General features: G+C 36.8%; 17 protein-coding genes. 5 read left to right on the forward strand and 12 right to left on the reverse strand.

Annotated elements, in window-relative coordinates:
* Window positions 1–96: 96 nt before the first annotated feature.
* Window positions 97–1,107, forward strand: a complete 1,011-nt coding sequence (locus tag IGM04_RS06785; protein WP_086317889.1) for a hypothetical protein — start codon at window positions 97–99, stop codon at window positions 1,105–1,107.
* A 303-nt stretch (window positions 1,108–1,410) separates the two neighbouring features.
* Window positions 1,411–2,847: a catalase gene (locus IGM04_RS06790; protein WP_086317890.1), complete on the forward strand. Its 1,437-nt coding sequence runs from the start codon at window positions 1,411–1,413 to the stop codon at window positions 2,845–2,847.
* A gap of 212 nt (window positions 2,848–3,059) precedes the next feature.
* On the opposite strand, the gene IGM04_RS06795 is transcribed toward IGM04_RS06790, so the two are convergent.
* From IGM04_RS06795 to IGM04_RS06810, 4 genes are all read right to left on the reverse strand, one after another.
* The gene (locus IGM04_RS06795; protein WP_086317891.1) at window positions 3,060–4,493 is read right to left on the reverse strand and encodes a cryptochrome/photolyase family protein; all 1,434 of its coding nucleotides are present in this window, start codon (window positions 4,491–4,493) and stop codon (window positions 3,060–3,062) included.
* A gap of 132 nt (window positions 4,494–4,625) precedes the next feature.
* Window positions 4,626–5,507, reverse strand: coding sequence for a helix-turn-helix domain-containing protein (locus IGM04_RS06800; RefSeq protein ID WP_002363971.1), 882 nt, complete (start codon window positions 5,505–5,507; stop codon window positions 4,626–4,628).
* A 272-nt stretch (window positions 5,508–5,779) separates the two neighbouring features.
* The gene (locus IGM04_RS06805) at window positions 5,780–7,708 is read right to left on the reverse strand and encodes a sucrose-specific PTS transporter subunit IIBC (protein WP_086317892.1); all 1,929 of its coding nucleotides are present in this window, start codon (window positions 7,706–7,708) and stop codon (window positions 5,780–5,782) included.
* A 16-nt stretch (window positions 7,709–7,724) separates the two neighbouring features.
* On the reverse strand, window positions 7,725–9,398 hold the full coding sequence (locus tag IGM04_RS06810; RefSeq protein WP_086317893.1) for a glycoside hydrolase family 13 protein: 1,674 nt from the start codon (window positions 9,396–9,398) through the stop codon (window positions 7,725–7,727).
* Window positions 9,399–9,640: 242 nt separating this feature from the next.
* Here IGM04_RS06810 and IGM04_RS06815 point away from each other — a divergent pair, with 242 nt between their 5' ends.
* Both IGM04_RS06815 and IGM04_RS06820 read left to right on the forward strand, forming a co-directional pair.
* Window positions 9,641–11,101: a sucrose-6-phosphate hydrolase gene (locus IGM04_RS06815; RefSeq protein WP_086317974.1), complete on the forward strand. Its 1,461-nt coding sequence runs from the start codon at window positions 9,641–9,643 to the stop codon at window positions 11,099–11,101.
* An 18-nt stretch (window positions 11,102–11,119) separates the two neighbouring features.
* Window positions 11,120–12,100, forward strand: coding sequence for a LacI family DNA-binding transcriptional regulator (locus tag IGM04_RS06820; protein WP_033624974.1), 981 nt, complete (start codon window positions 11,120–11,122; stop codon window positions 12,098–12,100).
* 59 nt (window positions 12,101–12,159) lie between these two features.
* Here the strand turns inward: IGM04_RS06820 and IGM04_RS06825 are convergent, their stop codons facing one another.
* The 4 genes from IGM04_RS06825 to cls all read right to left on the reverse strand — a co-directional run bounded on the left by IGM04_RS06825 (window position 12,160) and on the right by cls (window position 17,461).
* The gene (locus IGM04_RS06825; RefSeq protein ID WP_002361843.1) at window positions 12,160–12,321 is read right to left on the reverse strand and encodes a hypothetical protein; all 162 of its coding nucleotides are present in this window, start codon (window positions 12,319–12,321) and stop codon (window positions 12,160–12,162) included.
* Window positions 12,322–12,429: 108 nt separating this feature from the next.
* On the reverse strand, window positions 12,430–13,839 hold the full coding sequence (locus IGM04_RS06830; protein WP_010822830.1) for a glycoside hydrolase family 1 protein: 1,410 nt from the start codon (window positions 13,837–13,839) through the stop codon (window positions 12,430–12,432).
* The gene (locus IGM04_RS06835; protein ID WP_086317894.1) at window positions 13,839–15,719 is read right to left on the reverse strand and encodes a beta-glucoside-specific PTS transporter subunit IIABC; all 1,881 of its coding nucleotides are present in this window, start codon (window positions 15,717–15,719) and stop codon (window positions 13,839–13,841) included. The genes IGM04_RS06830 and IGM04_RS06835 overlap by 1 nt, the downstream gene beginning before the upstream one ends.
* 281 nt (window positions 15,720–16,000) lie before the next feature.
* Complete coding sequence (gene cls / locus IGM04_RS06840) at window positions 16,001–17,461, reverse strand: cardiolipin synthase (RefSeq protein ID WP_002381891.1); 1,461 nt, start codon at window positions 17,459–17,461, stop codon at window positions 16,001–16,003.
* A 180-nt stretch (window positions 17,462–17,641) separates the two neighbouring features.
* Here cls and IGM04_RS06845 point away from each other — a divergent pair, with 180 nt between their 5' ends.
* Window positions 17,642–18,193, forward strand: a complete 552-nt coding sequence (locus IGM04_RS06845; RefSeq protein ID WP_002361848.1) for a DUF2179 domain-containing protein — start codon at window positions 17,642–17,644, stop codon at window positions 18,191–18,193.
* A gap of 58 nt (window positions 18,194–18,251) precedes the next feature.
* Here IGM04_RS06845 and IGM04_RS06850 read toward each other — a convergent pair whose 3' ends face one another.
* From IGM04_RS06850 to pflB, 4 genes are all read right to left on the reverse strand, one after another.
* Window positions 18,252–19,136: a DUF1803 domain-containing protein gene (locus IGM04_RS06850; RefSeq protein WP_086317895.1), complete on the reverse strand. Its 885-nt coding sequence runs from the start codon at window positions 19,134–19,136 to the stop codon at window positions 18,252–18,254.
* Between the two features lie 71 nt (window positions 19,137–19,207).
* Window positions 19,208–20,134 (reverse strand): manganese-dependent inorganic pyrophosphatase, encoded by a 927-nt coding sequence (locus tag IGM04_RS06855; RefSeq protein WP_002397325.1) that lies wholly within the window; start codon window positions 20,132–20,134, stop codon window positions 19,208–19,210.
* 95 nt (window positions 20,135–20,229) lie between these two features.
* Window positions 20,230–20,994: a pyruvate formate-lyase-activating protein gene (gene pflA / locus IGM04_RS06860; protein WP_002357530.1), complete on the reverse strand. Its 765-nt coding sequence runs from the start codon at window positions 20,992–20,994 to the stop codon at window positions 20,230–20,232.
* A gap of 76 nt (window positions 20,995–21,070) precedes the next feature.
* Window positions 21,071–23,317 (reverse strand): formate C-acetyltransferase, encoded by a 2,247-nt coding sequence (pflB, locus tag IGM04_RS06865; protein WP_002357529.1) that lies wholly within the window; start codon window positions 23,315–23,317, stop codon window positions 21,071–21,073.
* Window positions 23,318–23,422 lie beyond the last annotated feature (105 nt).

Consider the following 23,422-nt stretch of genomic DNA (forward strand, 5'->3'; position numbering starts at 1 on the left):
AGAGGAAATCTAAAATTAAACATTGCTATTTATAAGTAATGTTTGCTATTCTTAATAAAAGGGAATTAATTTTTTATATAATGAGGGGGAAAAAGTGTGTTAAAAAGAAAAGTGGGGATTATCGCAGGCGTTTTCTGTTCAGCTTTGTTACTGACAGGTTGTGGCAAAAGCGCGAAAGATGAGTTCATTCAAGGGATTGGCAATCAAAACGCACAAGAATCTGGGGTTTGGGATTTCTCTATGTCAATTAGTGACATGAAATTTTCACAAGAAGATGGTGCACAAACGAATCCTATGATTGGGATGCTCATCACGCAAATCAAAGACGCATCGCTTTCTGGGAAGATTCAAGTAGATGCCAAAAAAGAAAAAGCATTCAACTTAGAGATGAAATTAAAAGCGATGGGAATGGATGTACCGATTTCATTGGTTGGATCAGTAGATAACGAAGGCAAAGAGCCAAAACTCTATTTAGCAACAGATATGATGGAATATATTGTCGCTGTCGCAGACTCAATGACTGACGGTGCTATCGATAGTTCTCAGTTAGATACAGAAAAACTAAAAGGAAAATACATTGATCTTTTAGCCATGAACGAGGAAAGTACGAAAGAATGGCAAGATACAATCAAAGAGTATCAAGAATCGGAAAAAGAACGAAAACAGTCTGCTAAGGAATACAAAGAGTTTTTAGAAGGATTAGACAAGGATACGTTCGAGAAAAAAGGGGACACCATTACCCATACGTTTACAAAAAAAGAATTACAAAAGTTAATCAAAATTACGACAGAAGCATCTGAGAAAGGTAAAGAACAAGATCCTTTCGAAAAAATCAAAGATGTTTCTGCTAAAGTTTCTGTTAATACAAAAGAAAATAAAACAAATATGTTGATTAATGTGAAACCGCAGCAAGACAAGAACGTTGATATGGGACTTGAATCATTATCTAGTAAAATTAGCATTACACAAAAAGCCAAAAAAGCGACGATTTCAATGCCTAAGAAAGAAAATATTTTATCAGAACAAGAAGTTGAAAAAATTTTTTCCGATAGCACCTCTATGACAGGTCTATCGACTGAAGACACGACTGTTGCGATCAATCAATAACGCTGAATGACCAATAAAAACGGTCCCTCAAAAAAAGTAACGAAAGACCTAGCATGATTGGGAGGCTAGGTCTTTTTTTGAATAAAAAAACAGCATTTTAGTTTTCTTTGAATTATTGGTTGTTATTTTTGGTGGTGTAAACAGTTTAAAGTTAATACATTTGTTTTTGATTTAAATTCTACTGCTATTTTTAATCATTCTATTAAATAACAAATGTTTTCGAGTGTTTTTAAGCATTATTTTTGTTATGCAGAGTGGTTTTTTTATACAATGAGTATAATTTTAGATGAAGGAGTGTTTTAGGTGAAAAATCAACATTTAACTACGTCACAAGGAAGTCCAGTTGGCGATAATCAAAATTCGCTAACTGCAGGAGAATTTGGTCCTGTCCTAATCCAAGACGTTCATTTATTAGAAAAATTAGCTCATTTTAATCGTGAGCGCGTACCAGAACGGGTTGTTCATGCCAAAGGTGCTGGTGCTCATGGGATTTTCAAGGTGAGCCACTCAATGGCACAATATACTAAAGCCGATTTTTTATCTGAAGTTGGCAAAGAAACCCCTTTATTCGCTCGTTTTTCAACTGTAGCTGGAGAGTTAGGTTCATCAGATACATTGCGTGATCCTCGCGGTTTTGCGCTTAAATTCTATACAGACGAAGGAAATTACGACTTAGTTGGCAATAATACGCCCATTTTTTTCATTCGTGATGCAATTAAGTTTCCAGATTTTATTCATAGCCAAAAAAGAAATCCGCGGACGCATTTGAAAAGTCCAGAAGCTGTTTGGGATTTTTGGTCTCATTCACCGGAAAGCCTTCATCAAGTAACAATTTTAATGAGTGATCGTGGCATTCCGCTATCGTTCCGTCACATGCATGGTTTTGGTAGCCATACGTTCAAATGGGTCAATGCTGCTGGAGAAGTATTTTTTGTTAAATATCACTTCAAGACGAATCAAGGAATCAAAAATCTAGAGAGTCAATTAGCAGAAGAAATTGCTGGGAAAAATCCCGATTTCCATATTGAAGATTTGCATAATGCAATTGAAAATCAAGAATTTCCTTCTTGGACATTATCTGTGCAAATTATCCCGTATGCAGATGCGTTAACAATGAAAGAAACACTTTTTGATGTAACAAAAACGGTTTCTCAAAAAGAGTATCCGCTGATTGAAGTTGGCACGATGACTTTAAATAGAAATCCAGAGAATTATTTTGCAGAGGTTGAACAAGTAACCTTTTCACCAGGGAATTTCGTTCCTGGTATTGAAGCTTCTCCGGATAAATTATTGCAAGGACGTTTGTTCGCTTATGGGGACGCACATCGTCATCGCGTGGGCGCTAATAGTCACCAATTGCCGATCAACCAAGCAAAAGCGCCTGTAAATAACTACCAAAAAGACGGCAATATGCGTTTTGACAATGGCAATAGCGAAATTAATTACGAACCAAATAGTTATCCTGAAACACCAAAAGAAGATCCTAAGGCGAAAATTAGTTCCTTTGAAGTTGATGGAAATGTTGGTAATTATAGCTATAATCAAGATCACTTTACACAAGCAAACGCTTTGTATAATTTGCTGCCAAGCGAAGAAAAAGAAAACTTAATTAACAATATAGCGGCATCTTTAGGTCAAGTGAAAAATCAAGAAATCATCGCGCGTCAAATTGATTTGTTCACTAGAGTAAATCCAGAATATGGAGCACGTGTCGCACAAGCAATTAATCAACAAGCATAATTTATATAACGTACGTGACAAAACCAGTCTAGATAAACTAAAGACTGGTTTTGTTTGCTTTTCAATGCTTTTAACTCTACTTTGTATAATGTATATTATGTAAACTAGAATAAAATAAAAAACTTTAGCCGATAAATTGCACTTCTCTTTCGACTAATTAATTTACCCAACTAACCTTACAAGTTGTTTGCTAAGCTAGTTGGGTTTACTGTTTATTGAAACCTTGGATTGTTCATTTCTTGATGAATTTCTTTGCTCGCTTCATATAGAAACAATGTTTGTTTTTTACTTGATGCATAATCGACAATGGGTTTTGGATAATTTTCTCCTAAATGTACATGATATTGCGTTTGTAAAGCTTCGTTCATTAGATTTGGTTGATGAATATACTTTTGTGGCACTTGCTTAAGTTCTGGAACATATTTTTTGATGAACTGGCCGTCATTATCAAATTTTTTTGACTGGATAATTGGATTAAAAATCCGAAAATACGGGACAGCGTCCGTTCCTGTCGAGGCAGCCCATTGCCAGCCACCAATATTATTGGCAGCATCATAGTCAATCAACATTTTTTGAAAGTATTTTTCACCCCAACGCCAATCGATGTGTAAATTTTTAACTAAAAAAGAGGCAGTTATCATTCTTAAGCGGTTGTGCATCCAACCAGTTTGATTCAGTTGTCGCATGGCGGCATCAATTATAGGGTACCCCGTCTCCCCTTTTTGCCACTTGACAAACATTTCTGGGTCATTTGTCCATTGAATATAACGAAATTTTTCTTGAATAGCTTCCTCTTTTTGTTGTGGAAACGTACTATAGATCATATTGTAAAAGTCGCGCCAAGCTAATTCTTTTTTGAAGGTTTCTTTACTTAAGCTAGAAGGCGCAGATGCAAGCTCTTGCCAAATAGTGCGAATCGAAAGTTCTCCCGTTCTTAAAAAAGTAGACAGATGACTCGTTTGATCCTGATAAGGGAAATCACGCTTATTTTCATAGGATCGAAGTTTTTGATTAATAAAAGTATTTAAGCACCTTCTGGCTGTTTTTTCGCCGACACTATAGTGTTTTAAAGGAATCCTCGCAATCTGTTCCCCATATGCTGCTTCCTCTTCTGGAAAAAGACACGCACTAAAAATTTTTTCAGCTGTATAGGAAACAGGAATCGGTGTTTCTTTAGGCGCCTCTTTCCATTTATTGTAATAGGGCGTAAACACTTGGTACTTGCTGCCATCGTTCTTCTTAATTTCTTCAGAGCCATGCAAATAGGCATCTTGAAAAGAGAAAGACTGAATATTATTTTCTTCAAAAAAGCGCATAGCTTGCTGGTCCCGCTTTGCCCCAAAGCCACAAGTATCTTCATTAAAATAAATGGCCTGCCAATCGGGTAATTTGCGTTTCAAACGTGAAAATAAATCTAATGGTTCGCCGACCATGATTTGTAAATGTGCCTCTTGATCGATTCGTTCTTTAAACGAGGCTAAACTTGCAAAAAAAGCGTTATGATTAGCACTTTCTTGAATAAATTGTTGAGGATTCATTTGGAATAATAAAATCAATTCATCAGCTGCAGAATTTTGTAACGCGTGTGCTAATGCTTTATTATCCTGTAATCGTAAATCACGTCTAAACCACATCACTCTTTTCATTTTTAAATCCTCCTAAATACTTCGTCTTGCTTATCGTAACCGTGACTGCTGATTTTTAAAAGCAACTTGCCTAGACTTTTCAAAAAGCCGATAAAAACTGGGTTTTCAGCTTTTATCGGCTTTTTGATTAAATTAATAGGAAATATTAAAAGCTTTCATATCTTTCTCAATATATTGTAGGACTTCTGTATTGCCAAAAAATTGTGTAAAATAATAGGCTTGACGATAGTCATCGGCTGTGTCTTCCCCGAGCATTTGTTTGTTAAAGGCTTTTTCATATAAAAGATAATCTAGCAAATAAATGGAGTGTTTGTCACGACAAATCTGAATCCCTTTTTCGCTTAAAATGACACTTTTTTGGTAGTCTTTCATTTCCGAGTAGAATTTAGCAGAATTATAATAAATTCTACAACGCTCCAAGGAACATTCTAATTTAAATTGTTCCAATTCTTGTAATGATTTTTCGTAATACACTTGCGCTTTTCTCATATCTTTTTCCAGTTCATATAGCGTACCTAGCGCATTCAGGCTTAAAATGTTGTAAATATTGACTTTACGGTCAATTTCCGCGCCCCGGTATAGGTAAAACAAGGCTTCTGCTTTATCTTTTTTTCCTAATAAACAAGTAATTCCCTTATAATATAACAATTTAGTCGTTAGTTCATTATTAGATAAGATAAGACCTTCAGGCACTTCTTGTAATAAATTGTAGGCCTCTAAGTGAAATAACCGTAAAGATAAATCCTCGACTTTGTTTAGTAGATTTTCAATTTTCTTTTCTTCAGAAATCATCATGCATTCTTCTACTTCTAAATCTAATCGGAGGCAAATAGATGAGAAAATATCTAAACTGTCACATAGATTACGGTTTTCAATATTACTAATTGTTGCTTGCGTACAGATGCCGTTAGCCAGCTCTGATTGTGTGATTTTTTTAAGTTTTCTCGCTTGTTTTATTTTGTCTCCTGCTACCTTCACGAACAGACCTCCACTTGTATTATTATGTAAATTCATTAAAAAATGTTATACTTTGATTATCAATTAAAGGAGGTACATGCTATGTTTGATTTACTTGCATTATTGACTGGAACATCAACTTATGGCAACGTTCCCCATGTTTAATTAGTCAATGCGTGTCAAGTATGGTCTTCCATACTTGGCATGTTTCCTTTAAAACTGACTCAATCATACTACAAACGGATAGACAAATACAACCGAAAATCATTGGTTTTTTATTAAGAAAAAGAACAGCAAGAAGTGATAACTACTTCTTGCTGTTCTTTTGTTTAGTTAGGTGTATTTAGGTTTAAAATAATTTGTTCCAGCGTAATTTCATTATGATCTGACATCATTGGCTCTACACTTAAATAACTTGAAGTATTTGTAATGATAACCATGACAGTTGAGTCAAGCCCAGCTTCTTTAATGGCTTTTCGATCGAACGTTCCTAAAAGATCTCCTTTTTTAACACGGTGACCTTGGGTTACTTGTGTCTGAAAGACTTCCTGCCCCAACGTGACGGTATCAATTCCTATATGAATTAATACTTCAGCTCCTGCGTCCGTTTGGATACCATAAGCGTGCCCAGTTTCTGCAACCAAGTTTAATAAACCATCTGCAGGCGCGTAAACCTTGTTCGCTGTTGGCATGATTGCTAAACCTTTGCCCATCATCTCGCTTGAAAATACTGGGTCATTAACAGCAGTAAGATTCATGGCGTAACCATTTACCGGAGAAAAAAGTTGTTCATCTAAGGTGTTATGTTGCATTTCAAAGACTTCGCGTTCTTCCTCTTCGATTACTTTATCTGAAATTAAAACCTCTTGTGGAATTGCAAATAGACTGGTTAATGCATAACATACACCGACAGATAAAAGTGCGACTAATAAATAGATCACTAATTGATGTGCACTATAGATATACATTAAGAAAGAAGGAATAACGGCTAATCCATAAGAATTTGATTGAATATGAAAAATAGCTAAAATTGCTCCGCCTAAACCTGACGTAAACAAGACACATAGCAACGGTTTTAAGTTCCAACGAATAAGTAATCCAAATAACACAGGTTCACTAACTCCAAATAATTGAGACAACATAGAACCGATGGCCGTCGACTTCACTTTGCTATCTTGCGCTTTTTTCGCAAAAGCTAAACAACTGCCAACGTTGGCAAACCCATACATGGCACATATTGTAATCAATGCATTAAATCCTGTATTTGCTAATAATGATGTTTCTACCATAGTTAGTGTATGATGAATACCAATCAAAACCATTAAAGGATATGAGGCACCAATCACGAAACCACCTAATCCTAAGGGCAACCCAATCAACCATTGGACAACATCTACCATGCCTAACTCAACGGTATGCAAAATTGGGCCAATTCCGAGAATCATGATTAAAAAAGTAATTAACATAGTCATAAAGGGTGTAAAAATTTGATCAAGAATATTCGGCATCTTTTTTCGGAAAAAAAGTTCAATCTTTGCGCCAATTATACCAGCAGCAATTGCACTTAAAACGGATCCTTGTGCACCGACAACTGGGATAAAACCAAAAGCCATAATAGCTTTCACGCCAGAATCTGGTGTTGCAACTGCATAAGCGTTTGGTAAAATGGGTGATACCATCATTAAGCCAATAACAATCCCGATTACAGGTGTCGCATTAAATGCTTTAAAGGTAGACCAAACAATCAAAGCTGGCAAAAAGGCAAAGACGGTATCTGTAATGACAGAGACAATTTGTTGAAAGCTTTCAGGAATATTGGCTACACTTGCTCCGAATAATTGTAAAAAAGTGTCGTTAAAAATAACACCTTTTAACCCTAGGAACAATCCTGTTGCTGCAATTACTGGAACAATTGGAATGAATATTTCACTTAAAATGCGCATTGTTTTGCGCATGCCCGTTTCATTATTTTTTAAAATTGCTGTTTGCTCTGCTTTTGACACAACATTGATTCCAAGTTTTTCTATTTCATCATACACTTTAGTCACAATACCAGTTCCTAAAATCACTTGGTATTGACCACCATTATAAAAAACACCCTTGACTAAATCGATTTTTTCTAGTTGTTTACCATCTACTTGTTCGTGGTCCTTCAAAATAAAACGTAACCGCGTTTGACAATGGGTGACCGATATAATGTTATCCATACCGATTAATTGAATAATGTCTTTGGCTGCCTGCTGATAATTTTCTGCCATGTTATACTCCTCCTAGCTACTCATTTATAGTAATCAATAGTCCTTGATAGCTTTTTAATAATGTTCCCTGCTGAACTAATTGCTCTCGTTCTTCAGACTGTGTATCAAAAATAACTGTGCCATTAACTAAATAATGAGGGATTGGAACCGCCTCACCAAAATTAAAAAAGGCGTAAATTGTTTTTTCATTTAATTTGCGTTTATAAGCAATAACATTATCTGGAAGATTTGATAGTCCCTCAAATGTTCCATAAAGTAAGATGTCTGTATAGGGACTCTTTTGACGAAATGCAATCATCCGCTTATAGAAATGAAAAATACTTTGACTATTTTTTATTTCTGCTTCGGCATTGATTTCTTTATAATTATCCACCATTCCTAACCAAGGCTTGACGCTTGAAAAACCGCCATACATAGAATCATTCCATGGAAAAGGCGTGCGGGCATTGTCTCGACTACGCAAATTGACAAGTGACAAGGCTTCTTTGGGCGTAAATCCTTCTTTTATTGCTCGATAGTATTGATCAATGCTAGAAATATCATCGAATTCATCAATCGAACCCCTTTCAAAATTGGTCATTCCTAATTCTTGTCCTTGGTAAATAAAAGGCGTGCCTCTTAAAAAGAAATACATGGCGCCGAATGTTTTAACCGCATTTGGCTGTTGAGCCTGTTCTTTTAAATATTTCGTTGTCGCTCGAGGTTGATCATGATTTTCGATAAAATTTGCACTCCAACCAGCCTTTTGCATGGCTTCTTGCTGTTTAAAAATTAATGTGCGTAAATCATTCCAAGACCAATCGATTCTATAAAACCATTCGCTTCCTGATTTCACATCCAAATCAGCCCATTTGAAGTCAAAAATCATGTCGAAATACCCTGTTTCTCCAATAAATTCTGATAAATTTGGATAATTGACGCCGGCCGCTTCGGCAACTGTGACAATATCAAAGCCAGCAAAAGCTTTTTCTTTTAATTCGTTCAAAAAGTCACTCATTCCTGGTATGTTTCTACTAGCTTTTGTTACTTTGGCTAATTGATCTGCCCCATCAGCAGGTAAGTTTGTCCAAGTCAAATCTTTCTTAATAAAATTAATCGCATCTACACGAAAACCAGCAATTCCTTTGTTTAACCAAAAACGGATCATTTGGTAGATTTCTTTGCGTAGTTCAGGATTTTCCCAATTTAAATCTGGCTGTTTTTTATGAAAGGCATGAAAGTAGTAGGCATCTTCCCCAGGTAATTTTTCCCAAACACTACCACCGAAGTTAGACCGCCAATTTGTAGGTGCTTCTCGTCCTTCTTTTATAATATAAAAGTCTCGAAAACGACTTTGAGGATTTTTTAAAACATCTTGAAACCAAGCATGTTCATCAGATGTATGGTTTACCACCAAATCTAAAATAACTTTTATGTTTCGTTTTTTTGCTTCTTCAATGAGTTCATCGAAGTCTGCCATTGTACCAAAATCACTAGAAATACCATAATAGTCTGAAATATCATATCCATTGTCAGCCATTGGCGACGGGTACATTGGACTCAGCCAAATCAGCGTAATTCCTAAATTTTCTAAGTAATCCAGTTTTTGAATAATGCCTTGTAAATCACCGATTCCGTCATTATTACTATCCGAAAAGCTACGTGGATAAATTTGATAGGCCACTTCTTTTTGCCACCAATTTCTGTTCATTCTGGTTCTCCTCACTCTTAAACTAGTCCTGTTAATTTTTTCTGTAACCGTTTTTACATTTTGTATGATACTCGTTTTTGCGTAATATGTCAAACGTTTATCATAAATAAATGTAAATTATAATATTCTTTTGATTTAAATAGATTTATATATGTTATACGTTTGACTTTTTTCTGATTTGTTTATACTATTAGACTAACTACTATTTTCTAATAAAGGAGACATTACTTATGTCAAGCATCATGAACCAATGGACGGATGAATTACGTTATGCGCCTTATTCTTCTTGGACATCTGCTCACCTCGAAAATCTAACTTCTATTATCGCGCAATCTAGTTGGCGTTTTAAGTATCATATTCAACCACAGACAGGACTACTAAATGATCCCAACGGTTTTTCGTATTTCAATAACCAGTGGCATTTATTTTATCAAGCGTTTCCTTTCGGGAGTGTTCACGGACTAAAAAGTTGGGCCCACTTAACTTCCTCCGACTTAATTCACTGGGATTATGAAGGAATTGCCCTTTATCCCGACTCTGAATATGATTCTCATGGCGTCTATTCAGGCTCAGCTTTACCAATAGATAACCAACTATGTTTATTTTATACAGGAAATGTTCGTGATCAAACTTGGCAACGATTTGCATATCAAAATATTGCATGGCTGAATTCTTTAGGTGCGATCACAAAGGAATCAACACCATTCCTACCTATTGACCCCAATTATTCTTCCCATTTTCGTGATCCGATGGTATTTCCTTATCAAGAAGGACTTGTTTTATTAATTGGTGCTAGTGATTTAAATGGACAAGGAAAAATTGTGGTCTATTTTTCTAAAGATCGAAATGTACACAATTTTCATCAACTTGGCGAATTGACGTTCACCAACCAAGAATTAGGCTACATGGTTGAATGCCCCAATTTGGTATTTATTGATGGCCAGCCTGTCTTATTATTTTGCCCACAAGGTCTATCTCCATCTGTAAAAAGTTATCAGAATATCTATCCGAATATGTACACATTGGCCGAAACGTTTGATTTGGAGAATCTTTCTTTAGTTCAGGCTGGGCCTTTTGAAAATTTAGATGAAGGATTTGATGTCTACGCCACTCAAGCCTTTAATGCGCCAGATGGTCGTGCACTTGCGGTCAGTTGGATTGGGTTGCCAGAAATCACTTACCCAAGTGATGTGGAGGGTTGGGCAAATGGCTTAAGTCTGGTTAAAGAACTCACAATTCACAACGGGAAACTATTTCAATATCCAGTTTCTGAAACAGAAATGCTTCGTCAATCCGCCACTACTTTATCAAATGGCTGCCATTTCTTATCTACTGCTTCTTTTGAATTAGAAGTGGATATTCCCAAAAATGAGATTGCTTTTATTCGGCTTTTAGCGAACGAAACGGGTTCAAAAGGACTTTTAATTACAATTGATACGATTCATGGTAAAATAACCCTTGATCGAACATTTGCTGGCCAATCTTTTGCTGAAAAGTATGGCACAATTCGTGAAACTAAAATTAGGAAAAATAAGTCAGTTCAGTTAACTATTTTTGTTGATTGCTCTGTTGCAGAAATCTATGTAAATAAAGGTGAAAAAACGATGACTGGTCGCTTCTTTCCAGATAAAGCGCAACGGTATCTTCATCTATCCAAGACGGCAAAAGCTTGTTTTTATGAGCTGGAAAATACGAATAATTAGGAATGATGGTGAATTTTGATGGTGGTTAAATTAACGGATGTAGCTAAGCTTGCTGGGGTGAGCCCGACAACGGTAAGCCGCGTGATTAATAATTATGGTTATCTTAGTCAAAAAACAATTGATAAAGTTCATCAAGCGATGGAAGAATTAAATTATCAACCTAATGGATTAGCCAGAAGCCTCCAAGGAAAAAGTACGCAGCTGATTGGTTTAGTCTTCCCTTCTGTTAGTCATCCATTTTTTGGTGAATTAATTGAAACACTGGAAAGAAAGCTCTTTGTTCAAGGATATAAAGTGATTTTATGTGATAGTGAAAAAGATCCAGAAAAAGAGCGCGCCTATTTACGAATGCTCGCTGCAAATAAAGTGGACGGTGTAATCACTGGTAGCCATAACTTAGCTATTAACGAATATGAAAATGTTTCACTACCTATTGTTTCCTTTGACCGTTTCTTGGCACCTGGCATTCCAATTGTCTCTTCGCAAAACTTTCAAGGGGGCCAAAAAGCCACTGAAGCCTTATTTGCAAGTGGTGCACAAAAGATTGCAATTATTACTGGTGCTAATAACACAGGCGCACCTAGCGATTATCGATTGGCTGGTTATAAACAAACAATGGAAAAATATGGCGCAGAAAAAACGATTCTACAAATTGATAATGGGACCTCAACAACATTAAAAAATCTAGAAATCGAACGTTTGCTTCAAAATAAAACTGTGGACGGCATCTTTTGTACCGATGATTTGACAGCAATTACAGTTATGAATATTGCTCAAAAATTGAAGATAGCCATTCCTGAAGAATTAAAAGTAATTGGTTATGATGGGACAAAATTAATCAAAAGAATTGCCCCACAACTATCAACCATTGTGCAGCCAATCGACGAGATGTGTGACGTTATGATTGACTTACTGATTCGTAGAATGAAGGATCCTGATGTTGCGCTCGAGGAAAATTATCCTATTCCAATTCAGCTATCATTGTCTGAATCCTGTTAAAAAAGACACCTGAAAAGGTGTCTTTTTTTATTCTTAATTCCTCATTTGCCCATTTTCCCTTAATTCCAAAGCACAGAGATTAAATAATACAACAACATGATTCCTACAAATACACCGAGCATTAGTAAAACATACCACCAATTTTTGGCGCTATAGGTTTCATTTTTATCTTTTTCGGTTCGTTTCCCGGCAGCCCATTTCCATAAATCGTAATTATTCATCTCTCTCACCACCTTTAATGGGTTTATTAACTTAAATCTAACACGGAATGAGAGAACTTGAAAACAAAAGGATCACCCGCGTATGCAATGGATGATCCTTTTTGGGCACTATTCTTCTGGTAACCCATTATTTTTAATTACTGATTGGTACCAATAAAAACTATCTTTTTTAATGCGTCGTAAATCTTTTAACTCATGGTCTTCACGATTGACGTAAATAAAACCGTAGCGTTTTTTGAATCCTTGATGAGAACTTAAAATATCCATGACCGACCAAGGGCAATAGCCAAACAACTCAACACCGTCAGAAATAGCCGCATGACAAGCAGCAATATGATCATGCAAATACGCAATTCGATAGTCATCATGAACTTTTCCGTCCTCTGTTAGGTGATCGGGTGTGCCTAAACCGTTTTCTGTAATGATTAATGGCAAACGGTATTGACGATAATAATCATTTAAAACTAAACGTAGACCAGTTGGATCAATTTGGGCACCATACTTAGAGGTTTTTAAATGTTGATTTTTTTCGATTTTAAAATAACCGTATAGATCAAAATCAATGTCCTTTTCTTTCGTACCCAATGGGTGTTGCTCATCTGTCGGTAAATAGCTAGCAACTAACGTCCGATAATAATTAAGGGCGATAAAATCTGGTTTAGCGGCTTTCAGAATTGCTTGATCTTCTGGCTGTGTTTCGGGATAAATGCCGCATTTGGTTAAATACTCTTGATAGTAACCAGGGTATTCGCCAAAACAATACATTTCTAGAGCATAATTTGTTTTAAAGTTATCATTCATACGAGCTGCCCAAACATCCTCAGGTTTATTGGAACTAGGATAAGTCATCGTTGAGGAAACAGAGGGACCGACTTTTCCCCCAGCGACCAATTGGTGACAATCATTCGTCGCTAGCGCATGGGCAACAAACATATGGTAATCCATTTGTGCACGAATTTTTTCAGCATTTTCTGGTGCAACGTCGTACATATTCATTCGTTCATCGACACGAATCATTAAGTTTTGTTCGTTTGTAACTTGCCAATTTTTGACTCGATCACCAAACGCTTGATAACAGACTTGCGCATAGCGTTGAAATGCGGAAACGCAGCGACGATCCGCCCAACCATTGTATTTTTCCACCAACGCAAAAGGTAAATCAAAATGATAAAGTGTGACAAACGGCAAAATATCGTTTTCTAAAAGTGTATCAATGACGGCATTATAAAAATCGATGCCGGCTTGATTGATTTCGCCATCACCTGTTGGAATGATTCGTGCCCATGAAAGAGAAAAACGATAGGTTTTTAAGCCTAATTCTTTCATTAACGCAATGTCCTCTTTGAAACGATGGTAAAAATCGCTGGCGACTTTCGTATCTGCTTGTACAGCTGACTTTTTAAAAGAATTGTAATCAGCGACTGTTAGGCCTTTGCCGTCCTCATTCCAAGCGCCCTCAATTTGAAAAGCGGAGGAAGAAGCTCCCCATAAAAAATCGTTCTTAAATTGTTTAACCATTAGTTTTGCTCCTTTACTTGCATGAAAAATAAATTTGTTTGTGGTGTAATCTCTGTTTGTTTGGTTGTCTCAATTACAGCCATTTCCGCAGTATTTGTTACGATGACTAAGACGGTTGGATCATAACCAGCAGCTTGGATGATTTGTTTATCAAAAGAAAGCAGCTTTTGTCCTAGCCTGACTCTTTCTCCTGCTTTTACGAACGCTTCAAATCCCCGCCCTTTTAATTCGACTGTATTGACTCCAATGTGAAGGAGGATTTCAGCACCATTGTCTAACTTTAAGCCAATTGCATGATGAGTTGGATATAAAGCCGTCACTTGCCCATTTCCTGGTGAAACAATTTGTTCCTCTGTCGGATAAATAGCTAGCGTTTTTCCCATTTGTTGAGAAGAAAAGACTTCATCGTTGATTTGGTCTAAAGATACGAGTTGTCCTTGAACAGGTGCTTGAATCCGTTGTTTTTCTTTGACGGTCGTTGCCTCGGTCTTTAAGCTGGGTTCTTGACGTGACTCGTCAAGCGGTAAATCATTAAAGCCTAGAAAAATCGTTAATAGAAATGCACCAAAAAAAGCAATGCCACAACCTAATAAATAACAAATAAAGGCTTTGGTTCCTGCTTCTGCGTAAACTGGGATGGTCAAGAGTCCTTGGTTAGCGAAGGCTGTCCCGTAGGAACCGCCCCAGCCCATTAAGGCCCCGCCTGCTGCTCCGCTAGCCACCGCATAAATCATCGGTTTTTTTAGCCGCAAGTTTGCCCCATAAATGGCTGGTTCTGTGATACCAAATAATGCAGTCACTGTTGCAGAGGCAGCAACGGCTTTCAAGCCTTTATTTTTTGTGCGGACAAACACGCCAAATGCGGCGCCCGCTTGAGAAAAGTTCGCTGCACCAGCAAACGCTAGCAAATTTTGACGCCCTGTTCGAGCAACATCATTAATCCCAATTGGTACAAGTCCGCGGTGAGCCCCAAAAATGACTAAGACACACCAAATTCCGCCGATAAAACCGCCTAACAAGATGGGACTCAAATTCATTATATAATAATACAACCAATTCACGCCGTCACCTAAATAAATCCCTATCGGTCCAAATAATAATAAAGTGGCTGGAATCATTAAAAGTAATGACAGCGTAGGAACCATAATAATTTTTAGAACTTCTGGAATGACTTTTTCCAAAAAGCGTTGCACATAAGCTAACATAAAAATTGCAAGAATAATAGGAATTACTGTGGAAACATAATTGGCTTTGGTCACATGTAATCCAAACAAGGTAACCGCTGATTCTTCAGTCATTAATGAAACGATGGTCGGATAACATAAGGTGGCACCAATTACCATGGCGATATATTCGTTTGTTTTGAAAACCTTAGCAGCTGAATAACCTAAAATAACTGGCATAAAATAAAAAAGTGCATCGGAAGCGGCGCTTAAAATAATATACGTATTCAAAGGTTTTAAATCGACCTGGTAAAAATTGTTTGCGACCATCACAGCGATGGCTAGAATTCCTTTTAACATGCCTGAAGCGGCAATTGCTGGTACGACAGGTGTGAAAATCGCGGCAACAGTATTTAAAATTCGATTACCTAATGAATTTTTTTCTTTTGTGGATGTTTTGGTCGTAAGTTGCTGAGCCAACAAAGGTTCTAGAACATTATAAACATGCGCGACTTTATTGCCTAAAACCACTTGATACTGCCCGCCACTTTCAACAACAGAAATGACACCTTCTGTTTGTAGTAAGGCTTCTTTGTTCGCTTGTTTCGTATCTTTCAATACGAAACGCAATCGTGTATAACAATGTGTGACATCCACGATATTGTCTTTGCCACCTACGTCTTTCAAAATTTCTTTTGCTATTGCTTGGTAGTCCATGATGACCACTCCTTATCTATAAAATAACAGCTCAATAAAAAAGACCAAATCACACATGCACATTTCAGCAAACACACTCAATATTTGCTCGTCGTGAATGTCCCTTTGATCTGATCTACGTAATAACTATGTTTCTCACGATAGAATAGCTGATTGAATTTATTTTTAATTTACCATTATTTAGAGGGATTATCAATGAATTAGGTAGACCACCTCAGTGTTTTGTTACTAAAATCAGCAGTGAAAATAGTAGTTTACTACATTCACTGCTGATTTATTGATTACAAGACTGGTGACAACAAGCGTGAAAAGTTTTGCTTGAAGCGTAGCCAGTACCCTTGTTTTTTAATTATCTCGTCGGTTAGTAAGACACTTTTTTCTATATCTTCTTCAAAGACTTGCGCTAACATCCACGCAATGTCGGGATTGTAAATAAACGTACTTACCTCAAAATTCAATGAATAACTGCGAATATCTTGGTTTGTTGTGCCAACCATAGCTAATTCATCATCAATCACCATTGTTTTTGCATGAATAAACCCACTATCATAAATATAAATTTTAATGCCGCGTTTGTGTAAGTAATTCGCGTAATATTGTGTTGCGCGGTAAATAAAGGGATGGTCAGGCATACAAGGAATCATAATTCGCACGTCGACACCTGAACGAACCGCCACTAACAACGCATTAATCATACTATCGTCAGGGATTAAATACGGTGTTTGAATCCAGACACTCTTTTCTGCAGAAAAAATCATCCGAACGAACCCGCTTTTCAAAATTTCTTCTTCTGAATCAGGACCATCTGAAACAACTTGTAAGGACAAATGCTCCACTTCATGATCTTCTGGTAATTTAAAATATTTTTCATGATACGTCATACGTTCTTCAGGATATTTGACTGAAGCATTCCAATCCATGATAAATATCTCTTGCAATGAAAATACGGCCGTCCCGACCAAACGAATATGGGTATCTCGCCAGTAACCAAATTTTTCGGTGACATTCAAATATTGATCCCCAACATTGAACCCGCCGGTCCAGCCAATTTTCCCATCGATGACAACAATTTTCCGATGCAAGTGATAATTTAGACGTGTTTTACGGATCATATCGCGAGAAGTAATAAAGGGAGCTACTTTTCCTCCAGCGTCAACGTAACGAGCAAAAAACTTTTTATTTGCGCCGGGTGAACCCCAAGGATCGTAAATTAAGTAAACTTCCACGCCTTCATGCAACTTTTCGATTAATACATCTAAAAATTGATTACCAATTGTGTCATTAAAAAACGCATAATACTCCACATGAACGGTTTCTTTCGCTGCACGAATATCTTCAAATAATGCTTGGAATTTTTCTTGGCCATCTGTGAATAATTGCAAACTATTTCTTTTGGCCAACGGTGATGCGTCCATATTCCGGAAATAACGATTTAAAACTTTCGCATCATAAAGTAAATCATAACGTTTATCGCGCCCTGCTTTTTTGTTATCAATGTCCACTTTTTCTTTAATTCGTTGAACCATTTGTTTTTCATCATCAGACAATTTAAAAACTTCTTGTCCATCGATACCTCGCCCACAGAATAAGTAAATAATAAAGCCGATACCAGGCAAGAAAATCAACGTCATCATCCATGCTAAAACGCTGGAAATACTACGAGGTTTTCTAAAAACAGTAATTAAGGCAGCAATAACGTTAATTACTAATAAAAATAACAAAATCCAAACAAAAATTTTCATCGCTTACCTCCTTTTTACTTCATACTAAGATTATATCAAATAACAGTTAAATTAGGCGAATAATATGAGCGAGTATTCAAAAAAGAATTTATTTCTATAAGTGTTTCGCCTTTGATTCTCAGTTTTTCTGTACTATAATGAGGGCTGGATGTAAAGATTTTGAAAAGAGGTACTTATTTTATGGTCGTTGATTTGAAAATGTTAGCTATGATTTTTATCATTAATTTTGCGTATATTACCTTAAATACTATTCGTTTTATGTTAACGATGAAAGGTTATCGGGTTATTGCACCGCTGGTTAGTATGGCTGAAATAACAATTTATGTCTTAGGGCTAAGTATGGTTCTGAATCGGTTAGACAATCCTTTAAATTTACTTGTTTATGCGCTTGGTTACGCTGTTGGCATTAGTGTAGGAATTAAAATCGAAGACTATTTGGCCTTGGGTTATATCATGGTATCGGTTATCCTCCCTTCTACTACTGAACAATTTCATTTACCAGAAACACTTCGTGAACACGGCTATGGTGTTACGCAAAGTGTCGCCTACGGACGCGAAGGAGAACGAATGGTTTTAGAAATTCTTTCCCCAAGAAAAAATGAACGTACATTGTACAAATTAATCAATCAATTAGAGCCGAGAGCATTTATCATTTCCTATGAGCCTAAGTTCATTTCCGGTGGTTTTTGGACGAAAAAAGTTCGCAAAAGAAATGACGCCATTTCTCACTAAGAAGCGGCGTCATTTCTTGTTATTGATTTTTAGTTTACATAATAAAATTATCGTAACTTTAATTTATTCTAAGATAACTTAGAGAGTTCGTACCTAGTTGCTCAATCAATTGTTGCATAAAAACTAAGCGTTCGATGGCCGATCGGTTAGCAATTTTTTCATAATAAAATGCTAGAATATCCGACTGTGCTTCTAAAGGCTCGGCTTGTTCCGTTGCTACTGGTAAAAGGAGTTTTAAGTGGTCCTGGTCAATCGTAATCACTTGGGTCAAGTGCAAACTTTCTTGAAAAATATTAGGTACAGTACTGACTTTGCGGCCTCGCAGAGCTTGTTTAATAACTCTTCTCGCTTGTGAAAGATAGTATTCAGGATTTACGTCTCCTAGCAAGTCATATAAAGCACTGAAGGCTTCTGGCAAGGATTGCTCTTTGCCCAAGTAATCAAAATAACGAGGCATTGTTGGAACCTCTGTCTTTTCTTTTTCAAGCGTAATTATAGATAGTTGTACCGAGGCCAATCTTTGTTTTTGATAGAATGAGGGGCCACCGCTCACGCCAAAAAAATAGTCTTCCTCTTCTGGAAACACTTGTGGCCAAAAAGATTCAGCTAGCCAAAATAATTGCTCTGTTACAGTTCCTTTAAACTTAGGAAGTTCGTCTTCAGTCAAGGTCAAACTCGCAACTTCAGCTGCCGTATAAATAGGAAAATTCAAACAATATTGACGATTTTCCCGAATGATTAACTGACAATCAATCATTTCTGATAAAAATTGTTCTAACTTGGCTTCTGTTGCAAAGGCCGCTTTTAATTGTCTTAAAATGATTCTTTCTTCCCGATGTTCATACATAAAAGTAACAAGAGGGAAAAAAAGTGATTGGTTGAGCAAATGATTGTATTGTTTCGTTTGTTGCGGAGAATGATAGTAAATTGCTAAATCATTCATGTTAACGCCCCTTTACTATTGAAGCGCCTAAGCAACAAGGAATTTATCGCGTTGCTTAGGCGCTTACGGTTTTAGTTAAAGACTTCTGTTAATTGTGGTACTACTTGTTTTTTACGAGAAACAACGCCGGGTAAGAACGCACGATTGTTAACTAATGTTACATTGAACGCTGCTTCAATTTTGGCTTGTTCCGCACCAATCGCTAATAATTCAGAATCACTGTCTAGGATATTCGTAATAATTAAGACAAACAAGTCATAATTATTGGCTGCATTTTCTGCGGCCATAGCTGCTTCTAATTCAGCTTGACGATCTAAAACTTCTGCTAAATCGACGGTATTTACTTGAGCAACGCGAACTGTTTTGCCGTTCATTGGGAAGCTCTTAGCATCTAAATCTAAAAGAACTTCAGCTGATTTATCGCTTAAATTTGTTCCTGCTTTTAATAAGTCAAGACCATAGCCTTCTAAATTAATTTCAGCAATATCAGCTAGGGCGTGCGCTGCATCGATGTCTTCTTGTGTGCAAGTTGGTGATTTAAATAATAATGTATCAGAAATAATCGCTGAGACCATCATACCAGCAATTTGAGCTGGAATTGTCACGTTATTTTCTTTAAACATTTTATAGATGATTGTACTGGTACACCCTACTGGTTCTGCACGATAATACAATGGATCTGCTGTTTCGAAGTTGGCAATCCGGTGATGATCCACTACTGCTAAAATGTTTACTTCAGCGATATCTGAAATGCTTTGTTGGAATTCGTTATGATCCACTAACATGACTTGGTTTGTTTCGCTAGCTGCTTCAGTGACAACACGTGGTGCTTCAATATTGAAGTAATCTAAGGCAAATTGAGTTTCTTCACTTGGTGTTCCTAAAGCGACAGCTTCTGTCTCTTTTCCTAATTCTTTTTGTAAGTAAGCAAAACTAATTGCTGCTCCGATAGCATCTGTATCAGGATTTTGGTGTCCAAAAACTAAAATTTTTGACATAATACACACTCCTTGGTTTTGATTCACTCTTAATGATAACAAAAAATAGAAAAGAAACAACAAAAAAATTGTCTTCTTTTCTATTTTTTCGTTTGTTAACGTGCTAGATAACCTTGATAGTCCTCGACATGTAGTAGTTTTTTCGCATTTTCAACACGATCATTTTTAGGAGGCTCAATTCCTTCTAATGGATAAGGAATACCTAGTTCTTCCCATTTGTACTTGCCCATCGTATGGTAAGGAAGCACTTCAACTTTATCTACATTGTTTAATGTTTTTATGAAGGCATCCAGACGGATTAAATATTCGTCGTAATCACTACGTTGAGGCACCAATACGTGGCGAATCCAAACAGGTTTGTCAATTTCAGATAAATAGGTAGCCATCTCTAAAATATTATCATTTGATTGCGTTGTTAACAGTTTATGTTGCTCGTTATCAATATGTTTGATGTCAAATAAGAGTAAATCTGTATACTTCATCAATTCATCAAATTGACTAATGAAGGGTTCTTCCCGAGTAAAAGGCTTGCCACACGTATCTAAGGTTGTATGAATGCCTTGTGCTTTGGCTTTTTTAAATAAATCGATCAAAAAGTCCATTTGCAATAGCGGCTCACCACCACTGACAGTGATACCACCCTTTTCGCCCCAATAAGAGCGAAAACGTAATGCTTCCTCTAATACTTCGTCAGTCGTCACCACACGACCACCGGAACCAATTTTCCAAGTATCTGGATTATGACAGAATTGACATCTCATGCGACACCCTTGTGTAAATACGATAAAACGGACACCTGGGCCATCAACGGTACCAAAATTTTCTGTTGAATGAATTCTACCTGTAACTGGTGTTGTCATAATGATCCCTCTTCTTTCAAACGAAAAGGATGACACGTTAAATGTCACCCTTTCAGTTAAATAATGTAAATGTTTTTTATAGTCTGTCGTGTGAAGTTCTTGAAATAACGTCTGCTTGTTGTTCAGGAGTTAAGTCACGGAATTTCACGGCATATCCAGATACACGGATAGTTAAGTTTGGATATTTTTCTGGATGTGCTTGTGCATCTAATAATAATTCGTTTGTAAATACGTTTACGTTTAAGTGGTAACCACCTTTATCGAAGTAGCCATCTAATACGTTACGTAAGTTGTTAATTCTTGTGTCGTCGTCTTTACCTAAACCATTAGGGTTGATGGTTTGTGTATTAGAAATACCATCTAAAGCGATTGTATATTCTAAACGAGCTGTTGAGTTTAATGAAGCTAACAAGCCATTTTTCTCACCTAAGAATTTACCGTCTTGATAACTTGGGTTCGCACCTGGTGCAAGAGGTTTGCCGGCACGACGTCCGTCAGGCGTGTTCCCTGTTGCTTTACCATAAACAACGTTTGAAGTGATTGTTAATAATGAAGTCGTTGGTTTAGAGTTACGGTATGTGTGTTGACGTTTAATTTGTGTCATAAAGTAATCTAAAATCCAGTTAGCCATTGCATCGGCTTCTTCGTTATCGTTTCCGTATGTTGGGAATTCTTTTGTTGGTACATAATCGATTGCCATACCATCTTCGTCACGGATTACTTCTACTTCACCGTGTTTAATTGCCATGATACTATCAGTCGCATGAGAGATTCCGGCAATACCAGTTGCGAATGTCCGTTGTAAATCAGTATCCATTAAAGCTAATTGTGGTGCTTCATATGCATATTTATCATGCATGTAATGAATAATATTTAATGTGTTAACGTACAATTCAGCTAACCAGTCTAAGATGTCTTTATAGCGTTCCATGAATTCGTGGTAATCTAATTTGTCACCAGTCATTGGACGATATTTTGGTGCTACTTGCATTTTAGTTTTTTCGTCGACCCCGCCGTTAATTGCATAAAGAACAGCTTTCGCTAAGTTCGCACGAGCGCCGAAGAATTGCATATCTTTACCCATAACTGTTGCAGAAACACAACATGCGATTGCGCAGTCGTCAGAACCCCAGTTTTCACGTAATAAGTCATCGTTTTCAAATTGGATAGATGAGCTTTCTTTCGCGATTTTAGCTGCATATGTTCTGAAGCCTTCTGGTAAGTGAGAAGAATACAATACAGTTAAGTTCGGTTCTGGAGATGGTCCCATGTTTGTTAAGGTGTGTAAGATACGGAAGTCATTTTTGGTAACTAATGAACGACCGTCAATACCCATACCAGCAATAGATAATGTTGCCCAAATTGGATAACCAGAGAATAATTGGTTGTATTCTGGTGTCCGTGCAAATTTAACCATACGTAATTTCATGATTAAATGGTCAATCATTTCTTGTGCTTCAAATTCAGTGATTAAACCAGCTTCTAAGTCACGTTGGATATAGATGTCTAAGAATGCTGAGATACGACCAATTGACATTGCCGCACCATTTTGAGATTTAATGGCACCTAGGTAACCAAAGTATAACCATTGGATTGCTTCTTGCGCATTTGCAGCAGGACGAGAAATATCGAAACCATAAGAAGCAGCCATTTGTTTTAAGTCATTTAACGCACGGTATTGTTCAGAAATTTCTTCACGTAAGCGAATAACATCGTCTGTCATTTCTTTGTTACCAGTGTTATCATGATCTTTTTTCTTTTGTTCCATTAAGTAGTCGATACCATATAATGCGATACGACGATAGTCACCGATAATACGGCCACGGCCATAAGCATCTGGAAGACCAGTAATGATTTTGTTTTTACGTGCTAAACGCATTTCAGCTGTGTAGGCATCAAAAACACCTTGGTTATGTGTTTTTCTGTATTCTGTGAAGATTTTTGTCATTTCTTCGTCAGTTTCATAACCATTTGAAACTAAGGCATTGTTCGCCATTTTAATACCACCGAATGGCATAAATGCTTGTTTTAATGGTACATCTGTTTGTAAACCGACAATTTTTTCTTCTTCTTTGATTAAGTAACCAGGTTCATGTGACGTAATAGTTGCTGGGATATCGCTATCCATGTCATAAACGCCATTTTTTTCATGTTGGATTTCAAATAATTCTTGTAGTTTTGTCCATAATTTGTCAGTGCTCGGAGCGATTGGTTCTAAGAAACTGTCGTCGCCTTTGTACTCTGTGTAGTTGTTTTGAATAAAATCACGAGTGTCAACGCTTGTTCTCCATTTGTCGCCTTTAAAGCCTTCCCATTGTTTCATGAAGTGTTTGCCTCCTTAGTTAACTGCTACTTGATTGTATGTAACAGCTTTATGTGATTAGTATAACACATAACCTTTTAGATGCAAGCGTTTTTTTATTATTTA

Source organism: Enterococcus sp. DIV2385, assembly GCF_051711925.1.
Lineage (GTDB): Bacteria > Bacillota > Bacilli > Lactobacillales > Enterococcaceae > Enterococcus > Enterococcus faecalis.

Coding starts and splice junctions, on each gene's coding strand:
- IGM04_RS06810 (WP_086317893.1), bottom strand. CDS start 9,398: ATGAACAGAAATTGGTGGCAAAAAGAAGTGGCCTATCAAATTTATCCA.
- pflA (WP_002357530.1), bottom strand. CDS start 20,994: ATGACAACACCAGTTACAGGTAGAATTCATTCAACAGAAAATTTTGGT.
- IGM04_RS06795 (WP_086317891.1), bottom strand. CDS start 4,493: ATGAAAAGAGTGATGTGGTTTAGACGTGATTTACGATTACAGGATAAT.
- cls (WP_002381891.1), bottom strand. CDS start 17,461: ATGAAAATTTTTGTTTGGATTTTGTTATTTTTATTAGTAATTAACGTT.
- IGM04_RS06815 (WP_086317974.1), top strand. CDS start 9,641: ATGAACCAATGGACGGATGAATTACGTTATGCGCCTTATTCTTCTTGG.
- IGM04_RS06835 (WP_086317894.1), bottom strand. CDS start 15,719: ATGGACTACCAAGCAATAGCAAAAGAAATTTTGAAAGACGTAGGTGGC.
- IGM04_RS06805 (WP_086317892.1), bottom strand. CDS start 7,708: ATGGCAGAAAATTATCAGCAGGCAGCCAAAGACATTATTCAATTAATC.
- IGM04_RS06855 (WP_002397325.1), bottom strand. CDS start 20,134: ATGTCAAAAATTTTAGTTTTTGGACACCAAAATCCTGATACAGATGCT.
- IGM04_RS06850 (WP_086317895.1), bottom strand. CDS start 19,136: ATGAATGATTTAGCAATTTACTATCATTCTCCGCAACAAACGAAACAA.
- pflB (WP_002357529.1), bottom strand. CDS start 23,317: ATGAAACAATGGGAAGGCTTTAAAGGCGACAAATGGAGAACAAGCGTT.
- IGM04_RS06800 (WP_002363971.1), bottom strand. CDS start 5,507: ATGAATTTACATAATAATACAAGTGGAGGTCTGTTCGTGAAGGTAGCA.
- IGM04_RS06825 (WP_002361843.1), bottom strand. CDS start 12,321: ATGAATAATTACGATTTATGGAAATGGGCTGCCGGGAAACGAACCGAA.
- IGM04_RS06845 (WP_002361848.1), top strand. CDS start 17,642: ATGGTCGTTGATTTGAAAATGTTAGCTATGATTTTTATCATTAATTTT.
- IGM04_RS06820 (WP_033624974.1), top strand. CDS start 11,120: ATGGTGGTTAAATTAACGGATGTAGCTAAGCTTGCTGGGGTGAGCCCG.
- IGM04_RS06830 (WP_010822830.1), bottom strand. CDS start 13,839: ATGGTTAAACAATTTAAGAACGATTTTTTATGGGGAGCTTCTTCCTCC.